This window comes from Gordonia insulae, assembly GCF_003855095.1.
Classification (GTDB): Bacteria; Actinomycetota; Actinomycetes; order Mycobacteriales; family Mycobacteriaceae; genus Gordonia; species Gordonia insulae.
Genome location: NZ_CP033972.1, coordinates 624,452 through 636,341, shown reverse-complemented (window position 1 = coordinate 636,341; position 11,890 = coordinate 624,452). Strand labels below are relative to the sequence as shown.

14 protein-coding genes are annotated in these 11,890 nt (G+C 69.0%); all 14 read right to left on the bottom strand.

Features of this window, described 5'->3' with window-relative positions; genetic code table 11:
• Positions 1 to 16: 16 nt before the first annotated feature.
• Positions 17 to 358 carry a 50S ribosomal protein L19 gene (rplS, locus tag D7316_RS02970; protein ID WP_124706971.1) on the bottom strand — a complete coding sequence of 114 codons (342 nt, stop codon included), beginning with the start codon at positions 356 to 358 and terminating at the stop codon, positions 17 to 19.
• Positions 359 to 435: 77 nt separating this feature from the next.
• The gene (locus tag D7316_RS02965; RefSeq protein ID WP_124711066.1) at positions 436 to 1,374 is read right to left on the bottom strand and encodes a hypothetical protein; all 939 of its coding nucleotides are present in this window, start codon (positions 1,372 to 1,374) and stop codon (positions 436 to 438) included.
• Positions 1,375 to 1,428: 54 nt separating this feature from the next.
• Positions 1,429 to 1,875 carry a hypothetical protein gene (locus D7316_RS02960; protein WP_124706970.1) on the bottom strand — a complete coding sequence of 149 codons (447 nt, stop codon included), beginning with the start codon at positions 1,873 to 1,875 and terminating at the stop codon, positions 1,429 to 1,431.
• On the bottom strand, positions 1,872 to 2,939 hold the full coding sequence (locus D7316_RS02955; RefSeq protein ID WP_197718174.1) for a hypothetical protein: 1,068 nt from the start codon (positions 2,937 to 2,939) through the stop codon (positions 1,872 to 1,874). Before D7316_RS02955 ends, D7316_RS02960 begins: the two co-directional genes overlap by 4 nt.
• On the bottom strand, positions 2,936 to 3,307 hold the full coding sequence (locus D7316_RS02950; protein ID WP_124706969.1) for a hypothetical protein: 372 nt from the start codon (positions 3,305 to 3,307) through the stop codon (positions 2,936 to 2,938). The genes D7316_RS02955 and D7316_RS02950 overlap by 4 nt, the downstream gene beginning before the upstream one ends.
• Positions 3,304 to 3,660, bottom strand: a complete 357-nt coding sequence (locus tag D7316_RS02945) for a YbaB/EbfC family nucleoid-associated protein (RefSeq protein ID WP_197718173.1) — start codon at positions 3,658 to 3,660, stop codon at positions 3,304 to 3,306. The genes D7316_RS02950 and D7316_RS02945 overlap by 4 nt, the downstream gene beginning before the upstream one ends.
• Positions 3,661 to 3,686: 26 nt before the next feature.
• Entirely contained in the window at positions 3,687 to 4,424 is a 738-nt protein-coding gene (gene trmD, locus D7316_RS02940) for a tRNA (guanosine(37)-N1)-methyltransferase TrmD (RefSeq protein ID WP_124711064.1), read from the bottom strand.
• A gap of 2 nt (positions 4,425 to 4,426) precedes the next feature.
• Positions 4,427 to 4,942, bottom strand: a complete 516-nt coding sequence (rimM, locus tag D7316_RS02935; protein ID WP_124706968.1) for a ribosome maturation factor RimM — start codon at positions 4,940 to 4,942, stop codon at positions 4,427 to 4,429.
• A gap of 17 nt (positions 4,943 to 4,959) precedes the next feature.
• Positions 4,960 to 5,202, bottom strand: a complete 243-nt coding sequence (locus tag D7316_RS02930; RefSeq protein ID WP_124706967.1) for an RNA-binding protein — start codon at positions 5,200 to 5,202, stop codon at positions 4,960 to 4,962.
• Entirely contained in the window at positions 5,199 to 5,669 is a 471-nt protein-coding gene (gene rpsP / locus D7316_RS02925) for a 30S ribosomal protein S16 (protein ID WP_124706966.1), read from the bottom strand. Before rpsP ends, D7316_RS02930 begins: the two co-directional genes overlap by 4 nt.
• A gap of 487 nt (positions 5,670 to 6,156) precedes the next feature.
• Complete coding sequence (locus D7316_RS02920; RefSeq protein WP_124711063.1) at positions 6,157 to 7,236, bottom strand: amidohydrolase family protein; 1,080 nt, start codon at positions 7,234 to 7,236, stop codon at positions 6,157 to 6,159.
• Between the two features lie 14 nt (positions 7,237 to 7,250).
• Positions 7,251 to 8,813 (bottom strand): signal recognition particle protein, encoded by a 1,563-nt coding sequence (ffh, locus tag D7316_RS02915; RefSeq protein ID WP_124706965.1) that lies wholly within the window; start codon positions 8,811 to 8,813, stop codon positions 7,251 to 7,253.
• 60 nt (positions 8,814 to 8,873) lie between these two features.
• A complete protein-coding gene (locus tag D7316_RS02910; protein ID WP_124706964.1) occupies positions 8,874 to 11,519 on the bottom strand; it encodes a [protein-PII] uridylyltransferase in 2,646 nt (881 codons plus the stop codon).
• A 9-nt stretch (positions 11,520 to 11,528) separates the two neighbouring features.
• Entirely contained in the window at positions 11,529 to 11,867 is a 339-nt protein-coding gene (locus D7316_RS02905) for a P-II family nitrogen regulator (protein ID WP_005176661.1), read from the bottom strand.
• Between the last annotated feature and the right edge of the window lie 23 nt (positions 11,868 to 11,890).

The following is an 11,890-nucleotide window of genomic DNA, read 5'->3' as shown; positions in this document are numbered from 1 at the left end:
CGTCAGGGTAGACGCGTCAGCGCTTTTCCTTGATCTTGGCTGCCTTGCCGCGGAGGTCGCGCAGGTAGTACAGCTTCGCGCGACGCACGTCACCGCGGGTCACGACGTCGATCTTGGAGATGGTCGGGCTGTGCACCGGGAAAGTACGCTCCACGCCGACGCCGAAGGACACCTTGCGGACGGTGAAGGTCTCGCGGATGCCGCCGCCCTGGCGACGGATCACGACGCCCTTGAACACCTGGACACGTTCCTTCGAGCCCTCGATGACCTTGACGTGAACGTCAAGGGTGTCACCGGGTGCAAATTCGGGGATGTCGTCGCGCAGCGACTGCTTGTCGAGGAAGTCGAGGGTGTTCATCTGGTGGGTCCAATCTGGCGTTTCGCGTGAACAGAGGAACCTGGCGGCCCGCACTCGACCTCCCGATCGCCGGGAGGTCAGGTATGAGGTTCGACCGGTTCGTGCTCCGAGTCATGGGGTGTGTCCGGGCCGCCGCCCGCAGGGGGCCGGTCGTCACCAGGCAACCCAACTATTGTGCCAGACAGACCCCGGTGCGGCGAAATCGCCGGTGGCGGCGGTGCCGGATGCACGACACGATCCAGATGATCCTCGGTGGCCGCGCGCACGTGCGGCAGCACATCGGGACGCCCGGCGACGAGATCCTGCACAAAGATCTTCGCCCGGATGAGGGGCCGCCGCAGAGTGCGTTCGCGCTGGATCGCCCGTTCGAGCTTGCGGGGACGGGAAAGATACCGCCACCGTGCCCATGGCGAGGTCGGCCGGGCGAGCCGGATCACCCCGACGATGAGCAGCGGCCACACGAACACGCCCACGACGCCTGTCCAGATCTTGCCCTTGAGCACCACCAGAGCGGCGAGCCCGAGGTTCAGGACGGCCGCGACCACGTCGACGACGACGGTCCGGCCGATCCGGAGATCGTGCAGGGCGTCGAAGTACAGGTCGAGCGGCCGGAAACCGAGCAGGATCATGCCGGTGGCGGCCAGCGCGATGAACACCGCATCCACCGAGGTGCGCCCCTCCTGCGACCAGTAGACGTCGCGTAGGTAGAAGATCAACGCGAACTCATCGAGGATCAGGGCGGCCCCCACCCCGAACAGTCCGGCCAGGATGGACATCGTCAGCTGGTCGCCGCTGAGTCCCATCGCGATCAGTCCGAGCCCCGACAGCAATGTCAGCACGACGCCGAACACGACGTGGTGGATGTGGGTGTCGCCGGCGGTGACATTGGAGAACCACCAGCTGACGTCGGCGCGGATGAGGCGCACGCTGACCCGGATCACCACGAAGCCGATGATCAGGCCGAGGAAGAACACCAGGAGCGGCAGCCGGCCACGCTCGATGATGTCGTGGTTCATCCAGTGCGCGGCCCGATGCGAGAGCCAATGGTGCACACGTCCAGGTTAGTCGGGTCAGCCCGCGTAGCGGATCAGCACACTCTCCACCGCGGCCGGACCCCGGCAGGCGATGGCGGCCTCGTAGGCCGCCTCGCGCAGCGTGTCGCGAGGTGGGCGTGGAGTCGACGAGCCGGCACCGACGGCGTGCACGACACAGTTCAGCGCCCGCGCCCGGAAGAAGGCCCGCTCGTGCGCGTCGTGGTCGCCACGCCGTGCCGCGGCGAATGCCCGCTGTTCCTGTTGAGCCAGCAGGCTGCCCACCTGCAGACGATGACTGGGTGCGACGACACCCCGCTCGCGCAGTTCGGACAATGCGGTCGAGAGTTCCGGATGGTCACCGATGTCGACCGCGGAGGTCACCGTGATGGCCAGGAAGTAGGTGCATGCGGCGATATCGGGGTCGGGTACCCGATCGACGAGCTCGGCGACGTTCCCGGGCAGCCGGGTGATCCGATGGCTCACGACTGGTCTCCGCCGTCGTCGGGCAACCAGTGCACGCCGGGTTCCGCGCCGTCATCGGGCGCGAAGAGTTCGGCACCGGTGCCCATCAGCGCACCCATCGTCTCCGACGACATCGGCGTGGCCGCCGCGATCGCGTGCGGGTCGACGCCCGTGCGGATCATGTGGTCGACGATCGCGAGTTCAGCGGCCCGACCATTACCGACCAGCGTCTCCCCCGGACCCAACTCGGTGCCCTCACGTTCGTACGGATAGGGATCGCTGGTTCCGACGACGACGGCCCGCGACCCGTCGGTTGCGGTTCCGACGCCGATGGCCATCCGCACCGAGCCGGCCACCGACGACGGCAGGCCGGCCTGCAACTGCGCCGCCCGGCGCTGCAGCCAGTCGGAGTCGATCTCGGCGAGCGACGACTCGTCGATCATCCCGGCGCCGGCGTGCCTGCCGGCGAGCGCACCGGCCCCGGCGGCCAACCCGCCGAGCGCTGAGAACGGCATCATGCCGCTCGTCGCGGCCGGCGGGGGCTGGTCACCGTCGTGGTGCCGCTGACCCGCGTCATTCGCCTGGTCGGTGTAGTCGTCTCCGGCCGCCGTCAGCGCCATCCGGCCGGCGCCGGCTGCGACAACCCGGGCCGAGTCGTCGCCCAACGTCGACAACAAGTCGGACCGCAACCTCTCGCGGTCGGCCACCGACGCGATGACCGCCATCTCGTTGTGCGCCGACACCGCGGCGTCCGCGTAGTCCTCCAGCGCCGACGCCGCGGCCTCGAGTCGTCCGGTCAGCCGGCCGAGACCGGTCGACGACGACCCGGTCAGTTCGTGGTGTCCCCGGGAGATCCCCTCGTGGAAGTCGCCGCTGCCGGTGGCGTGATCACGATGCGCACCGTCGACGTCCGCGGCCAGTGCCGCCGCCCGGGCCGCCAGATCGCGGCACCGCGCTGCGGACTCCCGCACTGCGGCGACGTCTGCGGTCGGCCATCGGCCGGGCGCCAGCTCGTCGGCGAGGGCGCGCACCTCCGGCGGCACCGGCAGGGCGGTCGGACCGAGGTCGGCGGATGCGGTGGTCATCGACCGGCCTGGCCGAGTCGGAGACCCAGATCGTGGTCGGCGCCGTCGATCTCGCGCGTCCCCCGCTCGATCAGCGCGCGGTGACGCTCGAGCGCCGTCATCGCGTCGTCGGCCGCTGCGGCGATACCGGCGGACACCTCGGTGAATCCGCGACGGAAGGCGCGGGCCGCCTCGTCGACGCCGATGGCCGCGTCGACCTCACCGAGGACGGCGGCGACGTCGTCGACGATCCGGGCCCCCTCGTCACCCGCCGACGACATCCGTTCGACGAGTTCGCCCAGTGACCGCAGATCCGCCCTTAACGTTCCCGCGGAGCCATGGGCCGGCCCCCGATCGGTCCCACCATCCACATCCGACCCGTTCGTCATCGATTCCCCCGCTCACCGGCCTCGGCCGCGCTGTCCACCCGGACGTCGGCATAGTCCGGTGAAGGTTGGACGGCTGCGGCAAGGATCTGGTTCCGCTTGTCCCGGATCTGCTGATCGGCCTCGGTGGTCAGCGCGGTGATCTGTGCGGAGAGTTGTTCGGCGCGATAGCGCCGAAGGGCGCGCGGATCGATCGTGAGGTCCACCAACCGCCCGCGGGCGTCGACGGTCACCGCGACGAGGCGATCGGCGCTGACGGCGCGGGCGCTGAGGCGTGCCATCGTCTCGCCGACCCGGGTCAGCTCCGAGCGTTGGCGCGACAGCTCGTCGAGCATGTCCGACCACCGATCCACCATGAGCCCCCTCCGCCGGTGTGCCGATCCTAACGGGCCGCGGAATTCTCCGACGTTCCGTCCGCACCGGGCCGGGCCGCGGCATGGTCCTCGGTCAACAGGTCGGGGCGACGCTCGCGGGTACGCGCCAGCGATTGCTCACGCCGCCAGGCGTCGACCTTGGCGTGGTCGCCGCTGAGCAGCACCGGCGGGACGTCGAGCCCGCGCCAGGACACCGGGCGCGTGTAGCTCGGGCCTTCCAGCAGACCGTCGGAGAACGAATCCTCTTGGTGTGACCGCGGATTGCCGAGTACGCCGGTGATCAACCGGACGGTGGCCTCCACCATGGCCATGGCGGCTACCTCACCGCCGATGAGCACGAAATCGCCGAGTGAGACCTCTTCCACCCGCACCCGACGCGCGGCATCGTCGAAGACCCGCTGATCGATGCCCTCATAACGGCCGCAGGCGAACACCAGGTGGCGCTCGCGACTCCAGCGCTGAGCTGTCGCCTGGGTGAACGGGCGACCGGCGGGACTCGGCACCACCAGCAGCGCCTCGTCGGGACAGACCTCATCGAGGCAGGGCCCCCAGACGTCGGGTTTCATCACCATCCCGGGCCCGCCGCCGTAGGGCGAGTCGTCCACGCTGCGGTGGACGTCGTGTGTCCACTCGCGCAGGTCGTGGACGTCAACGGTGATCTTTCCCGCGTCGATTGCCTTACCCAACAAGGCAACCCGCATCGGGGTGAGATACTCCGGAAATATCGAGACGATGTCGATGCGCATGGTCACGCGGGGTCGAGGAGACCGTCGGGCGGATCGATCACGATGCCGTCGGCGGTCACGGTCGGCACGATCTCACGGACGAAGGGCACCAGCACCTCTCGTCCCTCCGGGGTGCGGACCTCGAGGATCTCGCCGCCCGGGAGATGCAGCACCGACGACACCGCCCCCACGTCTGTCCCGTCCACGGTCGAGACGGGCAGGCCTTCGAGCTCATGGTCGTAGAACTCGTCCGGATCGGGACCCGAATCCACCTCGGAGCTGTCGATGAGAAACAGCGTGCCGCGCAGCGCGTCTGCGGCGGACCGGTCCGATACCTCGTCCAGCGACAGCAACAGCCGCCCGGCATGCTGCCGGGCGGCTGTCACCATGAATGACTTCTCTCCACCCCCACGCGGCAATCTCCCACGCAGTGCGGTACCCGGCGCGAACCGGGTGTCCGGATCGTCGGTCCGGATGTCGACGACGACCTCGCCGCGGACCCCGTGTGATTTGGCCACACGACCTATCACGAGATCCATCGCGGAGCCGGTGCCGCTCAGCGGTCGGTGTCGACGATGTCCACGCGCATACCGCGACCACCGATGCCGGTGACGAGGGTGCGCAGGGCGGTCGCGGTGCGGCCGTTGCGGCCGATCACCTTGCCGAGATCCTCGGGATTGACGTGGACCTCGACCAGTCGGCCGCGTCGGCCGGTGATCATCTCGACCCGGACGTCGTCCGGGTTGGCCACGATCCCGCGGACGAGATGCTCGACCGCGTCGGCGACGACTGCGGTCACGCGTCCGCCTTGGCGTCACCCTCGGTGGCCGGGGCCTCGTCGGCGGTGGCTTCGGCCGGAGCCTCGGCGTCGGCCTTCTTCGGAGCCTTCTTCTTCGGGGTGGTGGCCTCGGCGGCGGGCGCACTGTCGGCGGCGGCGAGCGCAGCGTTGAAGAGGTCCAGCTTGGACGGCTTGGGCTCCTTGAGCTTCAGGGAACCCTCGGCGCCCGGCAGGCCCTTGAACTTCTGCCAGTCACCGGTGACCTTGAGGATGGCCGCGACCGGCTCGGTCGGCTGCGCGCCGACACCCAGCCAGTACTGCGCACGCTCGGAGTCGACCTCGATCAGGCTCGGCTCTTCCTTTGGGTGGTACTTGCCGATGGTCTCGATCACCCGGCCGTCACGGCGGGTCCGAGAATCTGCGACGACGATGCGGTACTGCGGGTTGCGGATCTTGCCGAGCCGCGTGAGCTTGATCTTGACAGCCATGTCTTCTTCTCTCAGTGGTCACTGCGCAATTCAGCGGCCCGTCCGATGTGACGAACCCGGTTTTGCGATCTGTTTCGGTGTGACCGTCGGTCGGTACGTGACCGGATCCGACGAACCAGCATGCAATTCTGCCAGACGAGGCCACCGGACCGGAAATCGTCGATACCGCACGCTGCGGTGTGCGGGCGGACATCACGTTCGGGACCGGGTTCGACATGTGGTTACCCACCCCGCTGAAGGTAACCACATGTCGCGTGACTCGACCGTCGAGATGCCGCCTGTATGTGCCGACCACGTCTCCGGGACGGCCCTCCCCTGACCTGTCCGACGGGACGCGCGGCGAGGCCTCGACGTTCGCGAACCCATTGCAACGCGAGTGAAACATTACCAGCCGGTAAGTTAGCGGTACCAGTCGTCGGCGCGTGGATTACGTCACACGAATAGGTCACACAAGGGTCCGCGACCTGGGCATTTGCCCGGGTACCGGTCAGGCGATCGTTAGCCCTGAGCAAACGATCTCGCGCGGTCGACGCAGCGTCGTCAGATCCACCCGCGGATCGTCGTCGAGCACGATGAAGTCCGCGCGGTCGCCGTCACCGAGCAGGTCGGCGCCGAGCCACTCCCGCGGTGCCACGGTGGCCGCGTGCAGCGCGCCGGCCGCACCGAACCCCGCGGCGGCCAGGGCGTCGATCTCGTCGACGATGCGCCCGTGCTCGACGAAACCGCCGGCATCGGTCCCCGCGAAGATTCGCACCCCGGCCTCCCGCGCGGCCGCGAACACCGCGTTGGCGTTCTGGTGCAGTTTGCGCATGTTGGCCTGGTACGCGGGGAACCGGTCGGCGCCGTCCGCGATACCCGGGAAGTTCTCCACCTGGATCAGCGTGGGCACCAACGCAATCGAGCGTTCGACCATCCGGTCCATGAGGTCGGTGGTCAGGCCGGTGCCGTGCTCGATGCAGTCGACACCTGCCGCGATCAGGTCCGGCAGCGCATCCGCGCCGAACACGTGCGCGGTGATCCTGGCCCCCTCCGCGTGGGCGGCAGCGACCGCTGCGTCGAGCTGACCGCGTGTCCACAACGGCGCGAGGTCGCCCACCTCACGGTCGATCCAGTCGCCGACGATCTTCACCCAGCCGTCGCCGGCACGCGCCTGGCGGGTCACCTCGGCGGAGAGTTCATCCGGATCGTCGAGATCGATCCCGTAGTCGCGCAGATACCGCTTGGGGCGCGCGATGTGTTTACCGGACCGGATGAATCGTGGGCAGGCGGGGTCGTCGTCGAGCGGGTGGGTGTCCAGCGGCGAGCCGACCTCGCGGATCAGCAGTGTGCCGGCCCGCGCATCCGCCTGCGCATACGCACGCGCCCGGTCGATGGTCACCCCGAGCCCGGGCGCGATCCCGACGTGGTTGTGCGCGTCGACGAGGCCGGGGATTATCCAGCCGCCGTCGACCACCGTCCGCGCCGAGGCCACCGGCTCATGCGTGATCGTGTCACCGACGACCCAGAATTCGAGCGCGTCGTCGGTGAAGGGGTCGCGTCCCCGGTAGTGCCGGACGTCGTCGTCCATCGGGCGCGCGGAGGTCACTTCTTCTTGGGCTGGAACTGCGAGACGTCGATCCCCTCGAGGCCCGGGGGGATCTCGTTCAGGCCGGCCGGCATGTTCGACAGGTCCGGGAATCCCGCGGGCATGCCCGGCATCCCCGGCATGCCGGGAAGTCCGGCGCGAGCTGCCTTGGGTGGCGTCGGCCCGCGGTTCTTGCCCTTCTTCCCCTTGCCCTTCTTGCGGTTGGACTTGCGTCCGCCGCCCATCCCCATCCGCCCCGACATCTGCGACATCATCTTGCGGGCGTCGAAGAAGCGGTCGACGAGCTGGTTGACCTCGCTGACCGTCACGCCGGAACCGTTGGCGATCCGCAGCCGACGCGACGCGTTGATGATCTTGGGGTTGTCCCGTTCGGCCGGCGTCATGCCGCGGATGATGGCCTGCACACGATCGAGCTGCTTGTCGTCGACCTGCGACAGAGCGTCCTTCATCTGGCCGGCGCCCGGCAGCATCCCGAGGATGTTCCCGATCGGCCCCATCTTCCGGATCATCAGCATCTGCTCGAGAAAGTCCTCGAGAGTGAGTTCGCCCTGGGTGATCTTGGCGGCGGCCGCTTCGGCCTGCTCGGCGTCCCAATGCTGCTCGGCCTGCTCGATGAGGCTGAGGACGTCGCCCATGCCGAGGATTCGGCTGGCCATGCGGTCCGGGTGGAAGACGTCGAAGTCGTCAAGCTTCTCCCCCGACGACGCGAACATGATCGGACGTCCGGTCACCTCGCGGACCGACAGGGCGGCACCGCCGCGGGCGTCGCCGTCGAGCTTGGTGAGGACGACACCGGTGAATCCGACTCCGTCCTGGAACGCCTCGGCGGTGGACACCGCGTCCTGGCCGATCATCGCGTCGACGACGAACAGGACCTCGTCCGGATCGGTGGCCTCGCGGATGTCGGAGGCCTGACGCATCAGCTCCTGATCGATGCCCAGGCGACCGGCGGTGTCGATGACGACGACGTCGTGGTGGTGCGCGGTGGCCTCGGCGACACCCGCGCGGGCGACGGCGACCGGGTCTCCGGAGGTGACGCCGAGTTCGCCCTCGCCACCGATGCTGGTGCCGGGATGCGGTGCGAAGACCTTCACCTCGGCGCGCTCACCGACAATCTGCAGCTGGGACACGGCGCCCGGACGCTGCAGGTCACACGCGACCAGCAGCGGGGTGTGCCCCTGCTTCTTCAGCCAGTGGCCGAGCTTTCCGGCCAGCGTCGTCTTACCGGCACCCTGCAGGCCGGCCAGCATGATCACCGTCGGCGGGTTCTTGGCGTAGGTGATGCGTCGGGTCTCGCCACCCAGGATGCCGACCAGTTCGTCGTTGACGATCTTGACGACCTGTTGGGCGGGGTTCAGCGCACCGGAGACCTCGGCTCCCTTGGCGCGCTCCTTGATCTTGGCGATGAAACCGCGCACCACCGGGAGCGAGACGTCGGCCTCGAGGAGGGCGAGCCGGATCTCACGACACGTGCGGTCGATGTCGGCGTCGGACAACCGGCCCTTGCCGCGCAGATCCTTGAGGGCACCGGCCAACCGATCGGAAAGCGAATCGAACATTCCTCTAGTCTTCCATGCTCGCGGCCGGAGTCCGGCCCCCGGCCCGTCGACCGGCCTCGATCAGCTGATGGGTACCCCGGAGCGCGACGTCCCACCCGACGCCTGCGGACCGTCACCGTCGGGGTCGGCCCGTGGCTGCGGCGGCGGGCAGACGGCGATGACGTCGTCGGCGAGGGCGGTGCGTGCTGCCGGGGTGTCGTCGGCCATCTGCAGGCAGAAGGTGTCCACGACAGTGCCTCCCAGCGTGGCGACCTTGGCCCATCGGACCAACGCGCCATGACGTTCGATCACCGCGCTGACCCGGCTCAGCAGCCCGATCCGGTCGTCGGTGCGCAATTCCATCAGGACGTCCCCGGCCTCGCCCGCATCGTCGGCCGCGGCGTGCGATTCCAGGTCGACCCAGATCACCCGCGGCGGAGCGACCGCGAACAGTGCCGGTACGGCGTTCTTCGGATGGCCCGCACCGTCGACGGCCGGGTCGGTACTGCCCGCCGACGCCCCGGTCCCGGCCACCGCGCCGGGCGCCGTCGAGATGGAGCCGATGGTCGGGATCGGCGATTCGGCCTCACGAGCATCGAGCCGGGCCAGCACGTCGATCTTGCCCTCGACCGCCGCCATGAGCTGCTGACGCATCAGACCGGCCTCCGGCGGGCTACCGAAGAGCGGGACGACGACGAAGCTGTTCACCGCGCTGTCCGCGTGGCACTGCACGGTCGCCGAATGAGACCTGAGCCCGTTGAGAGCGAGGACGCCGGCCATCTTCGACAACAGCCCCGGCCGGTCCGGCGCGACCATGGTCACCCGGAAGGTGTGCGGGCCGTCGGTGGGCGTGATCGCGACCGAGAACGCACCCGATTCCGCGAGCGCGATCTGCTCGGGCGACAGCGGTTCGGGCCGGGCGAGTTCGCCACCGTCGATCAGCCGCAGGGCGCGGCGCACCAGATCGTTGATGAGCGAGGCCTTCCACTCACCCCACACTCCGGGTCCGGTGGCCAGTGAATCCGCCTCGGCCAGGGTGGCCAGCAGCTCGAGCAGCACCCGGTTGTGGCCCAGTGTCTGCGCGACGAGTTCGGCCGTCGCCGGGTCGTCGAGGTCGCGTCGTGTCGCGACGGTCGGCAGCAGCAGATGGTGTCGCACCATCTCCGACAGCAGCGACACGTCCTGCGGCCACAATCCGAACCGGTTGCCGACCTGGATCGCCAGCTCGGCGCCGACGATGCTGTGGTCGGCCCCGCGCCCCTTGCCCAGGTCGTGGATCAGGGCGCCGAGGACCAGCAGGTCGGGCCGCGAGACCCGTGTGGTCATCGATCCGGCGTGGGCGGCGGTCTCCACCAGATGCCGATCCACCGTCCACGTGTGGATCGCATCGCGCGGCGGGAGGTCGCGGACCGCTCCCCACTCGGGCAGCAGCCGACCCCAGAGGCCGGTGCGATCGAGGGCCTCGATCGGATCGACCATGTGGTGCCCGGAACCGAGCAACACCAGTAGGTCGCTGAGCGCCTCGGCCGGCCACGGCTCCCGCAGCTCGGGTGCATAGTCGGCGAGGCGGCTCAGCGTGGACGCACTGATCGGCAGGCCGGTGCGCGCCGACGCGGACGCGACCCGCAGGATGAGGCCGGGGTCCTTGCTCGGAATGGCGTTGCGCGCCAGGACGATCTCGCCGTTGTGCTCGACGACGCCCTCGTCGAGGGGACGGCGGATCGGCGAGCGGCGCAACTTGGCCAGGCCACGGCGCGGCAAGGCATTGCCCGCGGTCCGCAGACCCACATCGATGGAATAGCTGACCGTACGGGCCGAATCGCTGATCACCCGCGCGAGGTCGAACCGGTCACCGATCCGCAGTGCGGCGCCGATCTCATCGGCATCCTGCGCGCGGACCTGTTCGCGGGGCCGCCCGGCGATCCGGTGCAGTTCGGTGCGGATGTCGAGCAGCCGGCCATAGGCGACCTGCGGCCCCGCCCCGGGGGAATCCGGCCGCAGACTCGCCATGCCGTCGGTCAGTTGGGCGATGGCCAACGCCCCGAGCAGCTGCACGTCGCGCAGGCCGCCCCGACCGTTCTTCAGATCGGGCTCGGCGCGATGGGCGATGTCCCCGGCGCGACGCCAGCGGTCCTGAGCATGGGCGACCACCTCCGGGAACCGATCCCGGATCTCGGTGCGCCACTGTTGGCGGACACCGCCGATCAGCAACGTGGACAGGTCCTCGTCGCCGGCGATGTGGCGCGCCTCGAGCAATCCCAGTGCCGCACTGACGTCCTCACCGGCCACCTGCAAGGCCTGCGGCACGGTCCGCACACTGTGATCGAGCGGAATATTGGCGTCCCACAATGGGTACCAGAGTCCGTCGGCCACCTCGGAGATCCGATCGGGCGGCATGTCGTCGTGCAACAGGATGAGATCGAGATCCGAGAAGGGCAGGAGTTCGCCGCGGCCGAGTCCGCCGACCGCGACGATCGCGAACCCGCTGTCCGGGCGGATGCCGAGTTCGGCTCCCTTACTGGTCAGCCAGAACTCGTGGAGGTCGACGAGCACCTGCCGGAGTCCGGCGGCGTCGAGCTTGCCACTCTTCCCGGATTCCAGGAGCTGTCGGCGTGTTGCGACGAGATCGGTTGCGGCCACAGGCGTTTCGGGGTCCAGACGTGAAGGACGCGGCCCCGCGCCTGAATCATCAGACGCGGGGCCGTGTGATTGGTTGAGAAAGGGCACGGGCCCGGTTTACAGCGCGTCGGCGCCGCGCTCACCGGTGCGGACGCGCACGACCGATTCGACCGGGGACACCCACACCTTTCCGTCACCGATCTTGCCGGTGCGCGCGGCCTCGACGATGACGTCGACGACCTTGTCCACGGCGGCATCATCGACGACGACCTCGACCCGGACCTTCGGTACGAAGTCCACCGAGTACTCGGCGCCGCGATAGACCTCGGTGTGACCCTTCTGGCGTCCGTAACCCTGGACCTCGCTCACGGTCATGCCCAGGATTCCGGCCTGCTCCAGTCCGGCCTTGACGTCCTCAAGCGTGAACGGTTTCACGATTGCGGTGATCAGCTTCATCAGTTATCCCTCTCCACAGGAAT